The sequence below is a fragment of the Psychrobacter sp. ANT_WB68 genome (genome assembly GCF_008369115.1).
In the GTDB taxonomy this organism is placed as follows: domain Bacteria; phylum Pseudomonadota; class Gammaproteobacteria; order Pseudomonadales; family Moraxellaceae; genus Psychrobacter.
This window is the reverse complement of the sequence record NZ_VOAZ01000002.1, coordinates 210,929-235,183: the sequence shown is the minus strand read 5'-3', so window position 1 is coordinate 235,183 and position 24,255 is coordinate 210,929. Positions and strand designations below refer to the sequence as shown.

19 protein-coding genes are annotated in these 24,255 nt (G+C 42.6%); 1 reads left to right on the top strand and 18 read right to left on the bottom strand.

Annotation, left to right across the window (positions count from 1 at the left end; translation table 11 throughout):
• Positions 1–339 precede the first annotated feature (339 nt).
• From FQ084_RS06145 to FQ084_RS06125, 5 genes are all read right to left on the bottom strand, one after another.
• Entirely contained in the window at positions 340–2,580 is a 2,241-nt protein-coding gene (locus FQ084_RS06145; protein WP_262880679.1) for a neutral/alkaline ceramidase, read from the bottom strand.
• Between the two features lie 321 nt (positions 2,581–2,901).
• Entirely contained in the window at positions 2,902–3,333 is a 432-nt protein-coding gene (locus tag FQ084_RS06140; protein ID WP_045445060.1) for an HIT domain-containing protein, read from the bottom strand.
• Positions 3,334–3,585: 252 nt separating this feature from the next.
• Positions 3,586–7,320 carry a transcription-repair coupling factor gene (gene mfd, locus FQ084_RS06135; RefSeq protein ID WP_149489764.1) on the bottom strand — a complete coding sequence of 1,245 codons (3,735 nt, stop codon included), beginning with the start codon at positions 7,318–7,320 and terminating at the stop codon, positions 3,586–3,588.
• Between the two features lie 238 nt (positions 7,321–7,558).
• Positions 7,559–8,089, bottom strand: a complete 531-nt coding sequence (rraA, locus tag FQ084_RS06130; protein WP_149490196.1) for a ribonuclease E activity regulator RraA — start codon at positions 8,087–8,089, stop codon at positions 7,559–7,561.
• Between the two features lie 90 nt (positions 8,090–8,179).
• Entirely contained in the window at positions 8,180–8,881 is a 702-nt protein-coding gene (locus FQ084_RS06125) for an NAD-dependent epimerase/dehydratase family protein (protein ID WP_149489763.1), read from the bottom strand.
• A 566-nt stretch (positions 8,882–9,447) separates the two neighbouring features.
• On the opposite strand from FQ084_RS06125, the gene rpsT reads away from it, so the two are divergent.
• Positions 9,448–9,714 (top strand): 30S ribosomal protein S20, encoded by a 267-nt coding sequence (gene rpsT / locus FQ084_RS06120; protein ID WP_010200097.1) that lies wholly within the window; start codon positions 9,448–9,450, stop codon positions 9,712–9,714.
• A 176-nt stretch (positions 9,715–9,890) separates the two neighbouring features.
• Here the strand turns inward: rpsT and FQ084_RS06115 are convergent, their stop codons facing one another.
• The 13 genes from FQ084_RS06115 to argC form a co-directional block, all read right to left on the bottom strand.
• A complete protein-coding gene (locus tag FQ084_RS06115; RefSeq protein WP_149489762.1) occupies positions 9,891–10,727 on the bottom strand; it encodes a histidine phosphatase family protein in 837 nt (278 codons plus the stop codon).
• A gap of 106 nt (positions 10,728–10,833) precedes the next feature.
• Positions 10,834–11,631, bottom strand: a complete 798-nt coding sequence (locus FQ084_RS06110; protein WP_149489761.1) for a metallophosphoesterase — start codon at positions 11,629–11,631, stop codon at positions 10,834–10,836.
• Positions 11,632–11,845: 214 nt separating this feature from the next.
• A complete protein-coding gene (gene pyrF / locus FQ084_RS06105; protein ID WP_149489760.1) occupies positions 11,846–12,544 on the bottom strand; it encodes an orotidine-5'-phosphate decarboxylase in 699 nt (232 codons plus the stop codon).
• 76 nt (positions 12,545–12,620) lie between these two features.
• Positions 12,621–13,031, bottom strand: coding sequence for a lipopolysaccharide assembly protein LapA domain-containing protein (locus FQ084_RS06100; RefSeq protein WP_149489759.1), 411 nt, complete (start codon positions 13,029–13,031; stop codon positions 12,621–12,623).
• Between the two features lie 246 nt (positions 13,032–13,277).
• The gene (locus tag FQ084_RS06095) at positions 13,278–13,583 is read right to left on the bottom strand and encodes an integration host factor subunit beta (protein WP_149489758.1); all 306 of its coding nucleotides are present in this window, start codon (positions 13,581–13,583) and stop codon (positions 13,278–13,280) included.
• A 254-nt stretch (positions 13,584–13,837) separates the two neighbouring features.
• Entirely contained in the window at positions 13,838–15,529 is a 1,692-nt protein-coding gene (gene rpsA / locus FQ084_RS06090) for a 30S ribosomal protein S1 (protein WP_149489757.1), read from the bottom strand.
• Positions 15,530–15,808: 279 nt separating this feature from the next.
• Entirely contained in the window at positions 15,809–16,564 is a 756-nt protein-coding gene (gene cmk / locus FQ084_RS06085) for a (d)CMP kinase (RefSeq protein ID WP_149489756.1), read from the bottom strand.
• A gap of 187 nt (positions 16,565–16,751) precedes the next feature.
• Positions 16,752–17,303: a tRNA adenosine(34) deaminase TadA gene (gene tadA / locus FQ084_RS06080; protein WP_149489755.1), complete on the bottom strand. Its 552-nt coding sequence runs from the start codon at positions 17,301–17,303 to the stop codon at positions 16,752–16,754.
• Positions 17,304–17,368: 65 nt separating this feature from the next.
• Complete coding sequence (locus tag FQ084_RS06075; protein ID WP_149489754.1) at positions 17,369–18,106, bottom strand: uracil-DNA glycosylase; 738 nt, start codon at positions 18,104–18,106, stop codon at positions 17,369–17,371.
• A 152-nt stretch (positions 18,107–18,258) separates the two neighbouring features.
• A complete protein-coding gene (gene clpA, locus FQ084_RS06070; protein ID WP_149489753.1) occupies positions 18,259–20,820 on the bottom strand; it encodes an ATP-dependent Clp protease ATP-binding subunit ClpA in 2,562 nt (853 codons plus the stop codon).
• 687 nt (positions 20,821–21,507) lie between these two features.
• Positions 21,508–21,915, bottom strand: a complete 408-nt coding sequence (locus FQ084_RS06065; RefSeq protein ID WP_149489752.1) for an ATP-dependent Clp protease adaptor ClpS — start codon at positions 21,913–21,915, stop codon at positions 21,508–21,510.
• 117 nt (positions 21,916–22,032) lie between these two features.
• Positions 22,033–22,917 (bottom strand): hypothetical protein, encoded by an 885-nt coding sequence (locus tag FQ084_RS06060; protein ID WP_149489751.1) that lies wholly within the window; start codon positions 22,915–22,917, stop codon positions 22,033–22,035.
• A gap of 103 nt (positions 22,918–23,020) precedes the next feature.
• Entirely contained in the window at positions 23,021–24,088 is a 1,068-nt protein-coding gene (gene argC / locus FQ084_RS06055; protein ID WP_149489750.1) for an N-acetyl-gamma-glutamyl-phosphate reductase, read from the bottom strand.
• Positions 24,089–24,255 lie beyond the last annotated feature (167 nt).

Sequence of the window (24,255 nt, the reverse complement as noted above, 5' to 3'; positions counted from 1 at the left end):
CATACTACCATTTAGGCTTTAAGAGGCACATAGTACGTGATAACAAGTTGATAAGCAGCGCTCAACTTTATAAACAACTGATAATATAACTAGATAGTAAATCTGTACATTATACTGGCTTATTTCCATAGCACCTAGGTTACTGGTAAGTAAAAGCATACCACTTATCGCTCATTTGTCTGAAAGTTACTTCAATCTGAAGGCAGGTAGATATGATTTAGCCTAACAACCTTATAAGTAACGATAACAAAGACAAAAAAGCCAGATGCATACTATCTGGCTTTTTTGCAGGTAAAACTAAGGAGAAATAAAGCTAAGTTGCTATAAGACTGAGAGCAATTATTGAACGCTAAAGCTATTAGAAACGCCTGAATAGGGTTTTATTTTACGCGTCCAGCCACTTTTCCAATCACCTTGGTGCGTCAATCGATAAGTGCCCGCTGGAGTATCATTACCAATCCGCCAATCAATAATGGCTTTACTATAAGCCGCCCCTTCACGCTTCCATGTATAAGTGGTCTCAAAATCGCTATCACTTAGATAATCGACCCATTGACCATTCTCAAAACGCTGCACTTTTAAAAAACTGTCTTCGGTACGTAAATTGTTTTTAGGATGAGCGCCGCGAAATACCGCCGTAGCAACCTGACCTTTTTGATAACTGGCTTTAGGCTGAGTGAGTGTTTGTCCCCAACTTTGGTTTAAAGGTTTATCGTCAAATACCACGCCTGGACGTTCACTAAACGATTTACCTGAGCGATCAGGCGGTGTGGCACTGTCATAAACCTCTATGCCATCACGCAGCGCTTCGGCCAGTTGCGTGTATTCTTGTATATAAGCAGCGGCTTGATAAGGGCCATACTCGGTAGACGCCCCTTCATAATGCTGGGTGGCAAATTCTTCGCGTGTACTTAAATAGCCGCTATAGTTATTCGCCAAACCATTAATAATAACCGTGTCGACCCCTGAATCTTTTAGCTGTGCAAGCACGGCAGCGCGCATTCGTCGTCCAACCATGGTGGTTGGCTCGCCAGGAATAGCAACGAGGGCGATATTACCGATACGCATGAGCTGGACGGGTTGCTGAGTATTAATCCAGCCCCAGCTGCCAGTAGGTAATAACACCTGTTTTTCAGCCTGACAATCATCTTGGCTGACGGTTGAAACAATCCCAAAGGCACCGCGCGTCAAACTACCTAGAAAGGATTGGTCGACTTTATTAATATCATCATTAATGCGGAAGTTTTCTCGCGTCATGCCCTCATACATACCCGGTATGTTCGATGGGCCATTCTCGCCGCCAGCAGCAAAAGAATAACCACGAGCTGGCATACATAGGACTTTATTGCCCGCCCCATTAGTAAATTTACCATCTACTTGGTAGCCCTTTAAATCGACCCAACGGGCGCGTACGTCCACAGGTCCAGCAACAGGCACACCTCGATTCCAAAGCTCAATAGCCTTATCAAGCTGTAGCTGCCCATCACGACTGACATTTTCCCACTCATTGTCACTACCTTGATAGCCAGGTTTTGAGTTGGCATTGCCACCTGCGGCCAGTACATCACCCTCATCCGCATTGGCAAAAGCTGCGACAAAAGGCTTGCCTGATTTTCCAGCAAAAATCTTTTCTGCGCCGCGCTGAGCAAAGCCTTTATTGTCAGCGCTTAGATGCATAAATTGATTGCTAAAGCTGGTCGGATGTAGTGCAAACCAATTAATCAGACCCACTGGTGTACCATCGGCAGCATTTAGGCGCAGCTGAGTCATGGTCTGATTGACATTACTATCAAAGTCTTTTGCATCAACATTATTGTTATAAGCAAATTCTGAGCGATTAAGTGTGGCACCTTTTAGCTCGCCTTGCGCCAAAGATAACGTCCCTGGCGTCAAGGTATCATGAGCACGCTTAATCGAGGTGACAATGCCATTAACGATAGCATTGAAATTTTGGCTACTATATCCTGATAGCGTGTCGTCAGTACTGGCAATTTGATACAGCTGTTGATGCGAGTAACCGGCATTACCCACGTGGGTGTGCGTGGTAGTAAGCATGACGTTATCATCGTTATATAGTTCGCCATAGTACTTTTGCAGGCGTTTGATGACCTCAAGCTTTACTGCAGTAAACATCGCGCCCATATCTGCTGATACATAGACGACGCGCTTGCCATCATTTTTATCCGCTTCTCCGATAATAAAAGCATGAGAGTATAAGCGGTCGTTAATACCTTGCACCACCTGCCCAGAAGCATAACCAAACATGCCAGTTTCGGCAGCCGCACCGGTGATATCTGCCTTACCGCTACCAACGAGATACTGACTTGTCGGCATTCCTCTCATAGACATGGCAGAGGCGCTATGATTTAACGTAACAGAGCTGTCTGATGATGAGGTATTTTCGGTAATGGTTTGCGCTGAATCGGATTGCACGGATGCTGACTGTATTGAGTCAGCCTGTAATGAAGCAGCTTCAGTTGAATCCGTCTCACAGGCCGTTAAACCGAGAGCGGCGGTACAAATAGAGATGAGTAACATAGAAGGTCGTAGTAATGGGGATGCAATAGAGGAAGTAGCCATCTGTTATCCTTAACATAGAGTGAAATCTCAGACTGAAAACTTTCGATCTAAGATCAAATACCTCGAAGCGTTTCCAATGCATTAAATCAAGCATACTGACTAATACGCAAAAAAACGGCTGCGAGCAGATAAGTTGGCTATATCCATTTAACCAACCCACTCTACTAATATAACGAATAACAAACAAATGTAAAATAATTTATAGTTAAATCAGCTGAAATTAGTATCAAAGCTGATTTAACTATTGTTTTACTTTAGGTAAAAACTGCTTCAATAAAAAAATCTTGAGGTAAAATTTATAAACCATCATTTAAGGCTCGACTACATTTGCCAATCAAACGGCATTTGATGATGACCACGTAATGCCATCATTAATGTCTGCTGCATCTGCGCCAACACTTCTTTGGTATAAGGTATCGCAGGGACGCCCCACACTGGATTCGGCCATTGCATGTCGTTCTGATAACGAACGATATGATGAAAATGCAGCTGCGGTACTTGATTGCCCAGTGCTGCTACGTTCATTTTATCTGCTTGAAAAGTCTTAGCAAGTTGGCTTGATAACCAGCTCGACTCACGCAAAAACTGTGTTTGGTCGGCCTCAGACAACTCATACAACTCTTTGATACCCGATACACGAGGTACTAAGATCAACCAAGGAAACTGACAATCATTGATTAAACGACAGGTGGATAAGGGGAAATCACCCACTAAAAAACTATCGGCAGCAAGTTTATGATGAAGTTGGAACATAATGACGGTTCTCTTGTTATGACGCTGAAATAAAAGGAATTGGAATATAGAAGAGCAGAATTTAATTTACTAAAACATAAGAAGCTTAAAGATAATAGGCTAAATACAGGATGTTGCTATTTTATCAGTTATCCAACCGATAAAATAGCGCCATAACTGATTGCCTTGACGTTCTACTTAAGCACTGGCTAGCCAGTCTACCTATTTAGCAATCTAATTCGCAGAAAATGACTGTCAAAATATCAAGAAGCGCTACGCTGACTCTGCCACCATATGCTCACTAAAATAGCGTAATAGCTCTTGAATGGCAGTGACGCGTTGTTGCGGCGTTGCCAGTTTATCGGCATCCTGATAACGAATACCAGATGCACCATTCATACGATAGCGTTGCCCATTTGATTGAATCAACTTAATAATTGCTAACGCATCGACCGGCGTATCAGGGGCAAACTCTAACGTCATGCTGTTGCTATTGGCATCAATCTTATTAATTTTTAGCGGCTCGGCTTGTATGCGCAGTCCATGAATAGCAAATAACTGCTTGGTCTGGTCTGGCAAAACGCCAAAACGATCAATCATTTCGGTACGGATATCGGTTAATGCCTCTTTATCATCGGCATTACTGATGCGTTTATAGAACAATAAACGCTGATGAACATCGTGCAAATATTCTTCAGGAATCAATGCGGAGCTATGCAGATTAATCTCGCTAGTCAGTGACAATGGCGTACTCAAATCAGGTTCCTTACCCGCTTTAATCGCTTTTGTTGCCCGCTCCAGCATATCCATATACAGACTAAAACCAATGGCTTGCATATTACCGCTTTGCTGCTTACCAAGTATCTCACCAGCACCGCGAATCTCTAAATCTTCACTTGCCAGCATAAAGCCTGCGCCTAGGGTATTGGCGCGTTCAATCGCATGCAATCGGCGCTTAGCATCGCCTTTAAGACCTTTAATAGACGGCACCAGTAGATAACAATAAGCCTGATGATGGCTACGACCGACGCGACCACGAAGTTGGTGCAATTGAGCCAAGCCAAACTTATCCGCGCGCTCAATGATAATCGTATTAGCATTGGGTACATCAATACCCGTTTCGATAATGGTCGAGCATATCAGCACGTTGAACTTTTTATGATAAAACTGCTGCATTACTTGCTCGAGTTGACGCTCTTGCATTTGCCCGTGAGCGACCCCTACTCGCGCCTCAGGCACCAGTTCACGTATGGTCTCTGCCATACGCTCAATACTCGCCACGTCATTATGTAATAGATAAACCTGACCGCCACGTAGCAGCTCACGCAAGATAGCTTCTTTCATCAAAGCTTCTGTTTTTTGCATAACAAAGGTTTTAATCGCCAGACGGCGAGCCGGTGGCGTGGCAATAATCGACATATCACGCATACCTGAGAGCGCCATATTGAGCGTTCTAGGGATCGGTGTCGCTGTCATCGACATACTGTCTACATCGGTCTGAATCGCCTTAATTCGCTCTTTATGACGCACACCAAAGCGATGTTCTTCATCGACAATCATCAAACCTAGATTAGAGAATTTTACATCTGGTTGTAATAATTTATGGGTGCCGATTACGATGTCGACCTTACCTGCTGCGAGGTCTGTTAGCACCGTTTCTTGATGCTTTTTGCCACCAAAGCGCGATAGCGTTTCGATACGTACCGGCCAATCAGCAAAACGGTCGCGGAAATTGTCTTCATGCTGACCTGCCAGCAAGGTTGTCGGCACCAACACTGCCACTTGATAACCGGCGCTGACCGCAATAAAGGCGGCGCGCATAGCAACTTCCGTTTTACCAAAGCCGACATCACCGCAGATGAGACGATCCATTGGCTGGTTTTGCTTCATGTCTTCCATCACCGCATGGATGGCATTGGCTTGGTCAGGCGTTTCTTCAAAGGCGAATTGGCTAGCAAACAGCTCATATTGCGATGGGTCTATTTTAAAATGAATGCCGACTTTGGCTTCGCGACGTGCTTGCATATTGAGGAGCTCAGCCGCCACGTCATGGATTTGCTCAAGCGCTTTTTGCTTGGCCTTATCCCATTTACCACTACCAATCTTATGCAATGGTGCAAGCGCTGGGTCACCGCCACTATAGCGATTGATCATTTGTAAATTGGCGACTGGCACATAAATACTGGCATCATCAGCATACTTTAAGTGAATAAACTCTTGCTCACCATCGCCGACATCTAGTGTAATCAGACCATTATAACGCCCAATACCATGCTCGATATGCACCACGGGGCTGCCTTCGGTTATCTCCGTGACACTCTTAACCAAGAACTCTTCTGATACCCCGCTTTGACGACGACGGCGCGTCTGCAGCACTTGCCGACCAAATAATTGTGTCTCACTAATCAGTACCAAACGTTCAGGGACATAAACACCGCGCTCAATAGGCGCAACCGTGAGTCCAACCTGCGGTAGCTTATTACCATTATTCTTCGATTTGTCCGCTGCTAAAAACGCTTCAAAGCTATCATAAGCTTTGATATCTATTTTACCTTTAAACAGTTCGATGAGAATCTCACGGCGGCCCGCTGTTTCCGCAACGATGAGGACGGGTGTTGCCGTTATTGCTTGCACATCTAAAAAGTCTAGCAGTTCAGCTAACGGCTCTGCTTTCTGATGGTTTACTGGTAGTTGTGGTGGCTCTTGCGCACTTAACGTCACCAAGCCTTTCTGTTTGTTTGGCGTGACTGATAATTGTGGCTGTAAATCCGGTTGTTGTTCAAGCTCTAAGGATGTGTCATCACTATCAATCGCAGCGACATCTGTCATAGTAGCCAGTTCATCACGTGCACTGAGAATCACGCGTGGATAATGATTGAGATGCTCATTAAGGGTATTTGATAATAAATACAAAAGCTCAGGGGCGACAATGGGCTTATCAATATCATGACGACGTTCTTCATAACGACGTTGAATTTGCGACCAATAATCTGCCTGTTTTTCATTAATGAGTTCATCAGTGATAAACAATGCATTGCTTGGTAAATAAGAAAATAAGCTACTCTCGTTTTCCCAGTCTTTTAAATCAAAAAATAGGGGCTGATAGTATTCTATCCCGCTACTAGCAATGCCTGCCATCACATCTTTATGTAGCTCAAATTTACGGCTGCTGCTATTAGGGAACATGGCGGCGAAGTTTGTGCGGAAGGTCTCGCGCCCTTCATCGAGCGGAAACTCTTTTGCCGGTAGGATCTGAAACTGTTCAATAGGCTTTGAGATATCTGGCAATTTATGCAGTAGCGACAACGAATCTTTGCCCATATTACTGTCGTTGCCACTCATCATAGTTTTGAGGTCATCGACGGTCAGTGTGCGCTGGGTCTGCGGATTAAAGAAACGAATGGTTTCAATTTCGTCGTCAAATAAATCTAGACGTAGCGGAAACGGCTGACCCATGGCAAAAATATCAATGATACTGCCACGTACGGCAAATTCACCCGGTTCAAAAACATTCTCAACCGCTCGGTAACCTGCCTTTGCCAGTAAGCCACGTTGGGTATTGATATCAAATCGATCACCCACGCTCAAATCAAAATGCTGCCCAATCAGCCAGCTTGGCGGTGCTACTCGATGCATCAATGCCTGTACCGAGATTAGCAGTACCCCTGACGTTGGCATATCGGTTAATAGATTAATACGCTCGCTGACGATATCTTGATGCGGTGACAGCTCATCATAGGTCAGCGTCTCCCAATCAGGAAACACATAAGCATCAACCCCACAAAACGCCAACTCTGTTTCTATTTGATTAAGCTGGTTTTGATCGCGGGTTACCACGACTTTTAGACGATTGGTAACATCCCATATTGGTGCTTGCACCAAGCTTGCTAGCCATAAACTACTGACTGCGCCATGCACAGGCGCTAGCCAATGCCGTTGGGCATTCTGGATAGGGAATAACTGCTGGTTAATCGGGTCAAAGGCGTCAGTCAAAGCAGTGATAGGCATAAAGGATAGGGTCAATGTTAAGAGTCAGAAAGCTATTATACGAATATTTCAGCAATTACCAAAATTTATGCCGTAACGGTTTGTCACTTAGCATTTATATTAAAAAACCAATAGCTAAATAGTTGATAAAAACCATATTCGTATATAAAGACAGGATGATTAAATGTAAAAACCTCAACGGCTAAGCTGAGGTTTTTGATGTTTATTTATTAAACTATTTTTAAATTATACGCTGGTGTTAGATTAATGGTTTGTCACTAGCGATAATGCCATTATTGTCTGCATAGACAAACATACCCGAATTTAGCGTTAAATCACCAAAGCTAATTTCAATATCTGTCTGACCTTCATCGCGGCGATTCGATTTACGTGGGATACAACCAAGTGCCATCACACCGATATCCATTGCTGCCATATCATCAACATCACGCACACAGCCATACACTACAACCCCTGCCCAGCCATTATCAATCGCGGACTGCGCAATCATGTCGCCTAACAGTGCGCAACGCATGGAACCGCCACCGTCAACGACCAATACTTTGCCATTACCGTCTTTATCTTTGCCATCGCTGTTTAATAACGACTTGACGCGGCTATTGTCTTCAAAGCATTTAACGGTCACGATTTCACCGCAAAATCTGTCTTTGCCGCCAAAGCTATAGAAAGACTTGCCTTCGATATTGGGCAAACATACCTGCGACTCAGGATTGGCATCCAATAAATCACAGGTCACAAAGTTTTCTTTATCCATGGTTGATTCTGGCATGTCTGACATAGTGACGTTCCTTGTTATGTATGATTGGGTTATCTATGGCGGAATCTTAAATTTAAATGTTTAATTAATTTTATGCTTAGGCTATTTTTTAACTTTGGTCATTGCCAGCATTTGCTTATTTTCGATGATATCCGTGGTTTGGATGGCAGGTTCACTACGGAATTTATTACGCTGATAAACATCATGCGCGCTCATTGCCATGGCACTGGCAACACGCTTTGCAGAAATAGGATGCAAGGATAGTGACTCTGATACCAAAGGCGAGATAAGCTGAAAGGCTTTTTGACCAATGCTTTCGAGCGGACGACCTTTATGTTTGCCTAGCAACAATGAAGGACGGAGAATAACCAGTTGTTTAAAACCAAGCGCCATAATAGACTTCTCAGTTTCCGCCTTGACCCGATTATATAAAAATCGACTGTCGATATCCGCATTCATTGAGGACAATAAAAAGAAGTTTTCCACGCCTTTTTCTTGGCAGAGTTTGGCAAAATTGACATTATAATCATGGTCTATTTTTCGAAAAGCTTCATCACTACCCGCCTGCTTTTTGGTGGTGCCAAGGCAACTAAAAGCATCTGTCTTACTATCAGCGCCAACGCTGGCAAATATTTCAGCTAAATTGTCAAAATCATTCACCTGATAGAAGCGCATGCTGGCATTAATATAGCGTGGCGGTCGCCGTGCAAGCACAATTAACGTGTCATAAAGCTCACTAAGCTGCTTCACAAGATGCTGTCCTACCAATCCTGTGGCGCCAATCAAAATCGCTTTTCGCTGCATAGCCTATCCATTTATATAATGTTGGAATATGTATAATGATGATAAAGATGAGCTTTAAGAGCCTATCGTCAACGCTATTCATCAATGTCTTTGCACTTTGTATCATACCTAAATTCAGAGATAACTGACGTTATTCTACATAGTTTATTGTAAGAGATTTTATCAGCCATGAAATTGATTGCGCCAATCACCCACTTTGAGCCATCTCTTTAGCTCAATATCCTACTAGTTTGCTTGATAAAACGCTTATTAAAAACCCTAAAAACCAGCTATCCGTGTATTAGCATAACTTCTTTACGCATTAATCATCAAATATATTGTTCTAAGCGCAATAATTTGCTAAGATAACCGGCTTTACACGTCAACGCTGTTTAATTATTCCAAACAGTTTTGGCGCTTGCGATGATCTATTACTAATTTAGGTGCCTTTAATAACAGATAGGTACTCTAATATCAGACATCGACATCATGTTTGGCGAGAGGCTGCTCGTCACCGATGATTGTTAAACCCATTATTATTGCAATCAACATTCATATTTTTATCTGTCTTTATCAAGGAGATACGCGTGGCTAATACTGCACAAGCTCGTAAACGCGCCCGTCAAAACACCAAACGTCGTCAGAACTCTGCGTCACAACGCTCTATGGTTCGTACTTATCTAAAACGTGTTGACGCGGCTATCGCTGCTAAAGATTATGACGCGGCTACCGAAGCTTACAAAAAAGCGGTACCTGTTCTTGATCGTATGGCTGACAAAGGTATTATTCATAAGAATAAAGCTGCTCGTCGTAAGAGCCGCCTAAACAAAACTATCAAAGGCCTACAAGCTTAAGATTGGTTGCGTTTGGACCGCATCTCGCCTTTATAGCGTGATGACTAAAACCTTGTTACCAGTTCTAATACTGGGGCAAGGTTTTTTTATGGCTGTTTACTTATTGTTTTATTTATTATTTATAGCTGCTTAAAAGTGTTTAACAGATTTATAAAATGATGTTTAGCAAAAAACAGTTAGGTCCATTTTACTTCTGGTGGCAACAGCAGTTTATTTGAATGAAAGCCGGCAGCACGGTAACCCTCTAATAAGGTAGAAATCGGACGTACATAAACCTCACCGCGCCAGACAAAATAGGCACTGGCTTGCTCAAACGGTTTATCATCAAACCACAAGAACACCCCTTCCATCATCTTTGGCCAATCATTCCAATCGATCTCAGTCACATCGAACATCACTGCCAAAAATGCTGATAGCAAAGTATCATGACTGACAGCGAGCATTAAATGCCCATGTTGGGGCTGATTCTGGTAAAACAGCGATAAAATATCGAGACCACCTTGATAAGCATTTTTGGTACCTTCAAGATTGCCTTGTAAGAAGCGATTGATAAAGTTGAGCACGCCAATTTCTTTAAATACGGGATTGGCAATGTCAGGTTCAGTCACCAGACTACCGGGTTCAACCAATAATGACTGGTGGTAAATATCGCGTTGTAGTCCCGCACCTGCTTGCATCAGCTGCGCGGTATCGATACAGCGACCAATTGGGCTTGAAATACTATCGACATCGAGCGAGTACGGCAGATGCCCTGCCAACCAACGTCCCCAAGCCTTTGCCAACACTCGACCTTTTTGCGTCAGCGGCAATTGATAACTGGCAAAACCGTTACCATCAGAGCGCTCACGTAAAGAATGTCTGGTAAATAAAATCAGCCGTTTATCGGTAGGCAATAAGCTGACCGAAGACATCATACTGTCAGGTAAGTGAGAGGGTGCTGGTGCACTTGGCGTGTGGCTCGCACGCTGCTCAGCGGATAGTTTTGATAGGGTTTTATTAGGGAGTTTACTCATGGTATCAAGCGTAGCAGATTTTTTGACATGAATGAACAAAATATAAGTTCGGTTGCAATCTGGCCTATCCTTATAAATGTCAGTATAAACGCTTAGTTAAGGCGATTTATCCGATATCAATCACTTTATCCCAAGCAAATGCTAATGCCGTACTGCTTACCTCATTTGGATAAGCACGCGGATTGACGATCACACGCGTTTTATGAATCTGATAATCAAAAGCTTCATGGGTATGTCCATGCACCCAAAGCGTGGGCGCCCAATCTTCATACATCCAGCTTGATAAATCACTGACGAAAGCGGCATTACTTGGTAGCTCAGCATATTTCTCAGACACGGATAATGGACTGATACTATGATGACTCATTACGACGGTTTTTTTACCCAGTGCTTTAGCAGTCATTAATGCTTGTTGTAGCCATTGGCGCTGCTCAGCATGAATTTGCATTGATATCTCAGGTGAAAACAGCTCGCTACCCGCATAAATTTGCTTATAATCACGCATAAAACGTCTCACAGCTGCCATCGTGTCCTCGTTGGCTTGATATTGATAATCCGTCCATAACGTGCAGCCTAAAATTCTTACCTCACCAATATCGATATGCTGACACTGTAAAACTCGCACGCCTTGCTGCAACTCGATATCATAATTATCCCAAGTCGCCAGCTTTTTATCAAAATGCAGCACATCTTCGTTAAAGTACTCATGATTACCAGAGATGGTAATTAATGGCACTTGTAAACGTGCTGCTTGCTCTTGTAGCCATGGCATACCACTGTCACTATTGGCAGTATCACCTGCTACTAGCACTACGTCAGCGTCCGTTTTAGGGATATGTCCCAGTGGATGCGATTGACGAGCATAGCTGTCAATATGTAAGTCACTTAAAATCTGTAATTTCATAGGGTTTACTATTGTCCTATCATGACATTTGCGAAAACTTGAAAGTAAAAAAAGCCTACTGCTAGGCTTGCTATTAGCATAAATTTAACCAGTGTAGCACTTTTTTGATAATTGAAAAAAAGTAAAAAAGACAGCACGTTAGGCTGTCTTTTCTATGATTATGCTGCTAAAAATTCCCTAGCTGATTATGAAAGCCTAGAGATTTTATCAATCATTAAATACTTTGAAGTATGGTTTGTAATTTAGCCGCGGGATCTGCTGCTTGGGTAATGGACCGACCAATCACCAAATAATCAGAGCCATCATTTAACGCTTGTTTCGGCGTACAAATGCGTTTTTGATCATCCGCATTGTCGTCTAATAGACGAATACCCGGAGTGATTAGCTTGAAATCTTGACCACATAATGCCTTGAGCGTTTTCGCTTCTTGGGCTGAGCAAACCACGCCATCAAGGCCTGCTTGTTTGGTCAGCTGTGCTAAGCGGCCAACCTGAGCATCTAAGCCATCAGTGATACCCGTTTGCATCAATGCTTGATTGTCCATAGAAGTCAGCACGGTGACGGCAATCAGTAAGGTCTCAAAATCACCATCTAACAAGCGCTGTTTGGCTAATGACATTGCCTCTAAACCCGCGCTTGCATGCACATTGACCATCCATACGCCAAGCTCAGCTGCCGCTAATACCGCTTGTGCAGTGGTATTAGGAATGTCATGGAATTTTAAATCCAAAAACACTTCAAAATTACGCTGATGTAGGGCCTTAACTATCTCAGGACCACAGCGGGTAAACAGCTCTTTACCTACCTTTAAGCGACATAACGCTGGATCTAATTGGTCAGCCAGTGCTAACGAGGCATCTCTCGTCATATTATCTAAGGCAACGATGACGGGAGAAATATTTGCGTTATTCATAGTTGTGCCACTTTCTATCGGGTTTATCAAATGATTATATACAGACCTATTAGTAATAAAATAGTCATCTAATCGACTAATAGTCTCGCTTTTGCTTGGTTAAAATTGCACTGTCTTCTATATCGCTGGCAATGTCATCTTGCACATTGGTTGCTGTTGCACCATATACCGCCTCTTGTACCGACGGCGCATTTGCTTGACGGTCAATCACAATATTGGCTTGTGTCACCTGCTCTTGTAGATTGGCATTTATTTTTTGTAGACGTGAGATTTCCCACTTATTTTGTAGAACACGGAAGATGAGCAACGCTAGTATCATGCCAATGACGATGCCTAATGTCAGACACAGAATCAACAATAAGCCCAAGTTCATCGTCGGTGCTTGTGAAAACAACAAGTTCACCCCAACTTCAGTGTTATTGGCTAATACTAAACCTAGCGAATAAGCAAAGCTTAAAAACAGTAATACCAGCAGTAATATGCGCATCAGACGTATCCTTTTATGGTGAATAGTATGAAAATTTTAGCAAATAACGCAGTCATACTGACTGCTAGTAAAGACGCTTGTTGTTGAATCCCTAATATTAAGAGATTGGCTTTATATATCTTAGCTTATTGTACTAGTTTAAGGACAAAAAGCTTTAGCTGTAAAAAGCTTTAAAAGTAAGAAGCGTTAGTAATAATCAACTCTCATAATTAAAAGATTAAATGCATTACTATTATGCTTACCTTACTAATCGTGGGCTACTTTATCATTGACTGCTTCACGTAATGCTTTGCCAGGCTTAAAGTGCGGAATGGCTTTGGCAGGTACTGGTACGCTTTCGCCCGTTTTAGGGTTGCGTCCCATACGTGCACGGCGATGATGGAGACAAAAACTACCAAACCCTCGCACCTCTACTCGACCATCATTGGCTAAAGTATCGGTCATTAAATTTAATATTTCGCGTACTGCATCATCGACAACGGTATCTGTCATGTTGTCGCAATTCGCACTCAGATTACTAATAAATTCGGACTTGTTAATTGCTTGCTGCATTATCACACGGGCCTTATTGATTAATGGATAAGATGGTTGTGAGGTAAACTATCATTTATGACTATCTAGGCTGACCTTCACATCTCGTTACTCAATGTTGCAAATGATAGCGGATATTAGCGTAAATGGAAATAAGAGTTTCCCCTTTTAAAGGAAATCCTCAAACATTCTAACTCATATCCAAATTTAATCACAAAAAAAAGCGACCGGAGTCGCTTTCTTTTTATATGCTAATTATATCAACAATATACAGTTTACTGCATTTGTTCTTTGATCAAGTCACCAATTGTTTTTGGCTGTGCATCAGAACCAGCAGTAGTACTAGTCGTGCTAGTGCTGCTTAGCTCTTTAATCGCTTGACGCTCTTCAGCTTCGTCTTTCGCTTTGATAGACAGGCTGATGTTACGAGTTTTGCGATCAACACTGATGATTTTAGCTTCAACATCATCACCAACAGCTAGATGCTTAGTCGCATCTTCAACGCGGTCACGTTGAATCTCAGAGGCACGTAGATACGCTTCAACTTCGTCAGCAAGTTCAATAGTAGCACCTTTAGCGTCTACTTCTTTTACTTTACCGTTAACGATAGCACCACGGTCATTGTTGACTAGGTATTCGTTAAATGGATCTGAAGTCAATTGTTTCACGCCTAGGCTGATACGGTTGGCTTCTGAATCTACAGACAATACCATTGCTTCAACGGTGTCGCCTTTGTTGTAGTTACGGATAGCATCTTCACCAGTTTCATTCCAAGAAATATCTGACAAGTGAACTAGACCATCAATACCGCCATCTAGACCGATAAAGATACCGAAGTCAGTGATTGACTTTATCGTACCAGTGATTTTATCACCGCGCTCATGTTTCTTATCAAACTCATCCCAAGGATTGGCTAGAGTTTGTTTGATACCTAAGCTGATACGACGACGTTCTTCATCGATATCAAGGATCATTACTTCAACTTCATCACCCACTTGAACAACTTTTGATGGATGGATGTTTTTGTTGGTATGATCCATCTCTGATACGTGTACTAGACCTTCAATACCTTCAGAGATTTCAGCGAAACAACCATAATCAGTCAAGTTTGTTACGCGAGCTTTAACGACGCTACCCACTGGGTATGTACCGCCAACGTTATCCCAAGGATCAGTACCTAGTTGTTTTAGACCTAGGCTTACGCGATTGCGCTCACGGTCAAACTTAAGTACTTTAACTTTAAGGTCTTGACCAACTTCAACCACCTCAGATGGGTGCTTGATACGGCGCCATGCCATATCAGTGATGTGCAATAGACCATCAATACCACCAAGATCAACGAATGCACCGTAATCAGTTAGGTTCTTAACGATACCTTCGATCTCGATACCTTCTTCAAGCTTGTTCAATAGCTCTTCACGCTCAGCTGAGTTTTCAGCTTCCATAACAGCGCGGCGACTCACCACAACGTTGTTACGTTTTTGATCAAGTTTGATAACCTTAAATTCTAACTCTTTGCCTTCTAGATGCGTCGTATCACGGATAGGACGTACATCTACTAAAGAACCTGGTAAGAACGCGCGAACTGAACCGATATCTACGGTAAAGCCGCCTTTTACTTTACTAGAAATAATACCTTTCACAATCTCATCGTTGTCAGAGATTTTTTCAAGGAAATTCCAAGTTTCAACGCGTTTGGCTTTTTCACGTGACAGTAAGGTTTGACCCATACCGTTATCAACCGCTTCAACCACTACGTCTACTGTATCGCCAACTTCAACTTCAAGTTCGCCTTCTTCGCTTAAAAACTCTTCACGAGCGACAATACCTTCAGATTTCAGACCAGTATCGACAGTGATCCAGTCGTTATCGATGGCGACAACAGTACCGGTGATAACCGAGCCACGCTCGATATCCAGACCTGTTTCTTCGATGCTCGCTTCAAATAGTTCAGCAAATGATTCCATTATGTCTACCTTTGTATAGCCGTATCCTGTCCAGCACAGTACGGATCAAATGTATGATTGCATAAAACGAGAATACTGGTTTTATATCCTATGCAGTCATATATAAAAACGTTTGTTGCTAATAAGCGCCTTATTCATAAACACGGTTTTATAAGTACCGCTTAATAAATAGCTTATTTATCGAAATCATTAGCAACAACAGTCTTATACTTACTACTATAATTTTATACTAAAATGAAACCCATAGGAAACTTTTTAGTATTTAATATGTTGTTTTTATTAACGATTGAAGCAAATACCTTGATCCTGACAATGTCTCTTCACAAGCTCATAAACCGCATCAGCGTCTAGGTTGGAGCTATCTAAAACTAGCGCATCGTCTGCAGGTTTTGACGGTGCTGTTGTGCGGTTTTCATCACGATCATCACGGGCTTTAATCGTGGCAAGAATCGCTTCAAAATCTGCTGTTTGACCAGCATTGAGTAGCTGTTTTACACGACGCTCTGCACGGGCTTTGGCACTTGCTGTCAGATATACTTTAACATCGGCATCTGGAAAAACCACGGTGCCCATATCACGGCCATCGGCGACCAATCCTGATTGGGCTGCCATATCTTGCTGTAATTTAAGCAACGCTTGACGCACCTTTGGATAAACAGCAACCTGAGAGGCGTAACCACCGACGGTTTCATTGCGTACTTGCTCACCAATTTTAGTGCCATTGACAATGATGTCCACACGCCCTGAATCATTGTTAGGCTCAAAAACAATCTGCAAGCTTTGGGTCAATGCTAACAGCGCCGCCTCATCAATGCTTTGTTCGCCATTCACCTCTAACAAACCTGCTTCAAACGCCTTTAGACCCACAATGCGATATAAGGCCCCTGAATCTAACAATTGATAACCTAACGTTTGTGCTAAGCGCCAGGTAACCGTACCTTTACCTGCCCCACTTGGACCATCAATACAGATAACTGGATAGCGCAATGACGGCGTGTCACTATTATCATTAGTATCAGGTATAAAAGCAGTCATAACACTCACTTAATCGTCGGCACAGCTTACATCGTAGTAAAGGGCGTAAATTTCTACTGGTTTGTCAAACGCTTGCACGTCAATAAACTTATTCATAAGCAAATAGGGCGATAGTATAGCAAACAAACCTCCCTATCACTAGCAGTGCAAATAATATCTTGTTAATGATTTATGGTGACTGAAAATTTTACCGCTTGTTCTCTTTTACCGCTTGGCGGCGTTGTCGAAAAAAATCCTTCAGCATCTGACTGCTATGCTGACTACACAAGCCTTTATGTACTTGAATACTATGATTATAAAAGGCCTGTGCCGCCAAGTTCATTTGACTACCAACCATGCCAGCCCTCGGCTCACTTGCCGCATAGACAAGTCTATCGACGCGAGCGTGAATCAGCGCTCCAATACACATGGTACACGGCTCTAAAGTCACATATAACGTCGTCTGTAATGGCAAGCGATAATTATTTAAACGTCTGCAAGCATCTCTTAACGCGATAATTTCCGCATGAGCAGTCGCATCATGACGTCCAATCGGCTCATTAAACCCTTGCCCAATGATCTGCTGATTGTGCACCAGTATCGCCCCTACTGGCACTTCTTCACGCGCAGCGCCTTGCTTGGCAAGCTCAATTGCTTCTTGCATCCAGTGAACATCTTGAAGTGACCAAAATGTACTCGTTGATATCAGACCGCTCGCTAACTGATATGGTTGCAAGCTTATCGTTTGTGTATGCTTCATTTATTAGTACAACTATTGTGACAACAATTATTTTGAAAACCACTTTTGACAACCATCTTTAACTTCTACTGCGGTAACTGCCAGTCGATAGGCGTTTGACCGTACTGTACCAGATAATCATTGGTTTTAGAAAATGGCTTAGAACCAAAAAACCCGCCACGGTTGGCAGCCAGTGGTGAAGGATGAACAGCCGTCAAAATGAGATGTTTATCAGTGTTGATATACTTGCCTTTCTTCTGCGCTTTACTGCCCCATAAAATAAATACGGTATGCTCTGTTTGTTCATTGACCACATCAATGACCGCATCGGTAAACTGCTCCCAACCTTGATTTTGGTGGCTGTTTGGCTCTCCTTCTCTCACAGTTAATGAGCTGTTTAAAAGTAATACGCCTTGCTGTGCCCAGTAAGTCAGGTCACCATGCTTTGAAGGCGCGATACCAATATCACTCGCCATTTCTTTCAACAAATTATTCAGTGAAGGTGGCTTTGGAATGGCTTTGGGCACTGAAAACGATAAGCCCATTGCTTGCCCTGGTCCGTGGTAAGGATCTTGGCCTAAAATAACAACCTTAACCTGTGATAGAGGCGTTAGGTTTAACGCATTAAACATCAAAGGGGCTGGTGGATAGATACTATCGTCTGATTGATAGGCTTCCTTTAAGAAGGCACGCAAGTTATCCATATTGTCAGAGGTTAATTCTTCTGCTAAGGCATTTTTCCAGTCTTCTGGTAAGCGTACGTTGTCTAAGATCGCTTGTTTTTGTGCTTCTGTCTTTGTTGGTTGTACATCAAGTAATGTCATAATCAATCCTTTTTATTTGTTATCAGGATACGCTAACACTGATATTAGCAAAATATTGGCTTTGCTACGTGATAATTAGCAATAAAAAACGGCTACCGCAGTAACCGTTTTTATAACGTCGTAACCATTCTTATGATACTAACCGCAAAGACTTAGCTGGCTAATGACTCAGAGTCTGGATGTGGCTCATGAGTCTCAACGACTGTTAAGATAATACGACTGTCTGCCGAGCCTTTGTCTGAGCCCTTACTGCTACTTTTTTCAAGCTTAACAGAATTGCCATCTTGATCTTTAGCATCTTCAGGCTCCAAGGTCAGATGGACCACACCGCCATTTACCAAGTCCCCAAACAAAATCATGCTTGCCAATGGTTTCTTAATCTCGTCTTGAATCAGACGCTGCATTGGACGGGCACCCATTAGGCGATCATAGCCTTTATCAGCCAAGTAATCCCGTACTTCATCATCAATCTCTAATGTTACTTTCTTATCATCAAGCTGCACTTGTAGCTCGACCAAGAACTTATCAACTACAGATACCACAACTGATGTGTCTAATGGATTGAACTGAATGATGGCATCTAAACGGTTGCGGAATTCAGGCGTAAACACACGCTTGAGCGCCTCTGTATTATCGCGGCTATGGTCTTGCTGCGTGAAGCCCATAGAAGAGCGACTGATACTATCGGCACCGACGTTGGTGGTCATAATAACAATGACTTGCTTAAAGATAGCGACGCGACCATTATTATCCGTCAAGGTACCATGATCCATCACTTGCAGTAGCAAATTAAAGACATCAGGATGCGCTTTTTCGATCTCATCAAGCAGCAGTACGCAATGCGGATGTTGATTGATTTTTTCGGTCAATAAACCCCCTTGATCATAACCGACGTAGCCAGGAGGCGCACCAATCAGACGCGAAGCGGTATGGGCTTCCATATATTCTGACATATCAAAGCGTACTAACTCCACCCCTAATAAGTTCGCTAACTGACGTGATACTTCTGTTTTCCCAACACCAGTAGGACCAGCAAACATAAAGGAGCCAATTGGCTTATCCGGTGCTTTTAAGCCAGCACGAGATAATTTAATTGCATCTGCCAAGGTCGCAATGGCTTCGTCTTGCCCAAACACCAAGTGCTTCAAATCACGATCTAAATGCTCAAGAATGCTCTTATCATCACTTGATACAGATTTAGGTGGAATACGGGCAAGCTTAGCAACGATGGCTTCAATATCTGCGACATCGATTTTTATCGGAGCACGCTTGGTTTTAGACTTTTTAGCACTGTTAGCTGTCGCCCGATCATTGGCTTTTGCAGCATTTGCTTCCTCTTGCATCTCGTTGACCGTGTCCATCTCATCAATACTGTCAAAACCTTCTTCATCAGCATCGATCTGTGCATCAAAATCTTGCTCCAAATTAGCGATGAAGCTTTCTTCTGCATCAATATCATCCGCATCAGCCACGATACCCAAACGCTTATAAGCACCGGCTTCATCGATTACATCGATGGCTTTATCCGGTAAAAAACGCTCATGGATATGTTTGGCCGATAATTGAACGGCTGTCACCAAGGCTTCATCAGTATATTCGACATTATGAAACTCTTCATAACGTGATTTAAGGCCACGTAAAATGTCGATACTGTCATCAACACTCGGTTCTTTAACATCAATTTTTTGGAAACGACGTGACAATGCATGGTCTTTTTCAAACACCTGACGGTACTCAGTAAAGGTCGTTGAACCAATACAACGCAACTCACCATTGGCAAGGGCCGGTTTGATTAAATTTGATACATCCATATTACTACTCATCGACGACCCTGCGCCAATAATCATATGAATTTCATCAATAAACAAAATCGCATTGGGTTTTTTCTTTAGCGCATCAAGCAGCGATTTCATCCGTTTTTCAAAATCACCGCGATACTTAGTACCAGCGATTAATGAGCCAATATCTAAGCTATAAATCACACAGCCGTTAAGTGGCTTCGGTGCTTTATCATTGATAATTAACCACGCTAAACCTTCGGCAATCGAGGTTTTACCTACGCCTGGCTCCCCAACCAATAATGGGTTGTTTTTACGGCGACGGCACAGCACTTGGGCGGCGCGTTCAATTTCAGGGGCACGTCCAATTAATGGATCGGTTTTACCTTCAGCGGCGCGTTGGTTTAAGTTGGTCGCAAATTCGACCAATGGGTCTTTACTGGTTTTTTCTGAGACACTACGGCGCTCGCCAGTCATCGAAGCACGGGGCTCAGATGGCTCGTCTTTCTCTTGACCATGCGATAAATACTGGGTCAGCTCCAGACGGCTAATACCCTGCTTTTTAAGCAAATAAACTGCATAGGTATCATGTTCAGAAAACATCGATACTAAAATATCAGAACCTTCGACCAAACGACCCCCACCGATAGACTGCACATGGAAAATAGCCCGTTGCAGAATTCGATCGAAACTTTGGGTCGGTTGTGGTGATTGCTCGGTATTGGCATCGACCGTCGGCGTATGCTTATTGATATAAGCTTCTAGCTCACTACGCAAGGTTGAGACATTGGCATTGCAAGCAGTCAACGTATTGGCAGCATTGGTATTTTCTAATAATGCCAGTAGTAGATGTTCAACAGTGAGATACTCATGCGATTTTTGGCGCGCAAGTGTCATTGCTAAACGCAAAGAAACTTCAAGATGACGACTTAACATAAGGACTTCCTACGGTTGTACCTATCTTATTATTGATAGCTTTATGAATGAGTTAGTAACTAAATCAGGGCGATAGATGGATTGTTCAAGGGCAATGTTAGGATTATTAAGAGACTTTACTGAATGTAATTCAATGATGACTTCCATGACTAGCGTATTATTTTCATCTTCCCTTTATATCAACATGATAATTAAGGATAGTCAATCTATTAAAGCTGATTAAAATGTATCGAAGTGTCTGACAAACCTTTTAATAGCGTCTATACAGTTACTAAAACTAGCAGCTCATAAAACACTTTGAGCCTATGTCTTTAAAACTGGCTATTGGATAGGATAGAGATAAAACATACTAAAACGATTTGAAAAAATGAGGGACGATATAAAACTAAGTGTACAAGAGCATACTTTAGTATATAGGGCTGTATCAGAGGGAAATCAAGTTTAAAAGTAAAGGAATAACAAGATTAGAAGACCATAGGCGTCAGGATGTGTACCAAATTTAAAATGGCTAAACTTAGAGTAGATAGATACGTTAGAGCAAACAATCAGATAACTGATCAGGTTTGCTCTATGTTAGAAAGTATTTTTAGGGGTAAAACTTGACTGTATAGATAACAAAGAATGGAGTGAGATAGAAAGTGCAATAATAAAAACAGGAAAAACTTACTACAAAAGTGCGCTAAAAAATCATTCGCCCTGATGTGGTTCAATTTGAGTCAATAAAGGATAGCCTTCACGGTGCGCAAGGCTATTAACCTTTTTTGCCTTAGTTTCAGCGATATCTTTGGGATAAATGCCCGCAATACCTTTGCTACTATTATGAATCGTCAGCATAATTTCAACGGCTGAATCCATACTATGACGAAACTCCGACTGCAGCACATAAACGACAAATTCCATCGGCGTGTAGTTATCGTTATACATCACCACAGCATACATGGGAGGCTTTGCCACCTCTGGCTCTGCCACTAATACATCAGCTTGTGGTGAAGTCTCACTTTCGGTATCGCCATCTTGAGCAAAATGCGTCGGCATATTGGGAAAATGCCAATCCGCAACGGTGGGCGTTGACTGTAATATGGTTTGTTTTATCATAATTAGAATACAATTTAATAGGTGTGTTTATAACAATACAAAGAAGAGTTAAAAAATATTAGCAGACATGTTACTAGGTGAAAGCCATTGGACATGGAATATCGAAGCACTAAAAAATCAAGGCTCAATCGGGCTTTCATCAACCTCTGGTAGGTCTAATAACGACAGTGGCATATTATCAACCTTAGCGCCAAGCCTCCAATCATATAGCTGCTCTACTTCCTGTCCACCTGCTCTCAAGCTCAGTTTAACTTGCAAAGGCTTAAAGCCTGATGGCAGCATAAAGCGACCACGAATACGCGTAATACCCTCAATGCTATAACTCGATGGTTCCAACGGTACTTCTACAAAGTCATCGTTATTGAGCAAGGTCAACGTTGGCTTTAAGCGCTTGGCTTTACCATCGCTGGCAAGCATGCCAATATCGAAGCCATATTCAAAAGCGTTCTCAGGTAAAGGTTCAATCCTAGCACCAAGTATCTGCAAGGGCATACCGCCTTGATCGCTAATGATTTCGGCATATATTTGATTAAGCTGCGCCAATTGTTTGTTTTCAACCTTAAGTTCCTGTTGATTTTCGCGTAGCTCTTTCAAATTTGCCAAACTTATTTCTAGCTCTTGCTTAGCAGTAGCCGCTTCATTGGTGGCTATTTTACTGCTAAGGCGTAAATCTTTCAGCTCTTGTGTCGCCTCTTTACTCGTGATGACCGCTTGCTTAGCTTCCGTTTGCATTGAATAATAGCCACGCTGATAACCCAGCTTGTGACCAAATAACAGTCCAACCACTGCTGTCACCAATATCGCTACCACAAATAATGCTAATACCAAGGTAGAAGCGCCTTGCTGTGAATGATTAATACCATGGCTACTTATAGCAGCACCATTACTATGATAACGAGGATAAGAGAGATGCGGACTACGCCCCAAATCATAGGAAATAGAGTCTTGGCACGTTAAACGTGCTGGCTGTGGGCAAAGGCGTAGTACACTCTTCAAACGCATTTAGACAATATCTCTTAATAGTAAGGGCAGGTTATTATAGCGGAATTTATAATCAATACCTAGCGCCATAAATAGGAAGGATCTGATAGTAGATAAACATTTGTTAAGGAACGATAGGCGCAAAGTTTAAACCCATTGATTCATCGAGACCAAACATCACATTCATATTTTGTACTGCTTGCCCAGCGGCACCTTTTACCAAATTGTCTTGCACAACAATCACTGTCAGCTCAGCACGTTCATTGTCTTGATGGATGCCAATACGTAAACGATTACTGGCACGTACACTGCGCGTATCGGGATAAACACCTTTTGGCATCACATCCACAAAAGGTTCTGCAGCATAGCTTGTGTCAAATATTTGCTGCCAATCAATAGCAGCGCCTGCATCAGTAAGCTCAAGATGAATAGAGCTCAACATTCCGCGTATCATCGGCACAAGATGAGGTAAAAAACGAATACGATGGCTAAATTTACTATCTAATAATTGGGCAACGCCCTGTTCAATCTCAGGTAGATGCCGATGACCTTCAACGCTATAGGCCTTGAAGTTATCTGTGGTTTCAGCATAGTTAAGTGCAAGCTTTGCTTGACGACCCGCACCCGAAACACCAGATTTAGCATCGATAACGATACGTGATTCAACCAATCTTGCTGCTTGCTGATTTTGGGCATCTATAATGGGTTTTAAGCCCAAGATAGCCGTGGTTGGATAACAGCCAGGGTTACCGACGACCAAAGCATTGACCAGTTTTTCACGGTTGACTTCAGGCAAACCATAAACAGCTGTCTTTAATAGCTCAGGACAGGCATGCGCTTGCTGATACCAATGCTCAAATTCCGTTAATGACTGCAAACGAAAATCCGCAGCTAAATCAATGACTTTTACGCCCGCTGCAGTTAACGCCTCTGCTTGCTTCATTGCCACGCCATGTGGAGTCGCAAAAAACACCACATCGCATTTTTGCAATGTCGCTAGCGTCTCATCACCTAAGTCGCTAAAAACGATATCTGAGATGCCGCGTAAGCTTGGGAAGATCTCATCAGCTCGGGTGCCAGCTTCGCTACGGGATGTTAGCAAATCAATAGACACTTCAGGATGGGCAGATAATAAGCGAATCAGCTCAATACCTGTATAACCTGTGCCGCCGACAATCGCTGCTGAAATCATAAGATAGCCCTTTTTTCTTTATTCAGTGTGTTACTCAATTAATGGTAGATAGCTATAATGTTTACACCTCAGTATAAACATTATAACTTCTAGCTTTCTAGCTTTTGGTTTCATAGCTTATTGATGTTAACGCGGTTATTAGCACTGTTAAATGCTCGCTTTCTTAA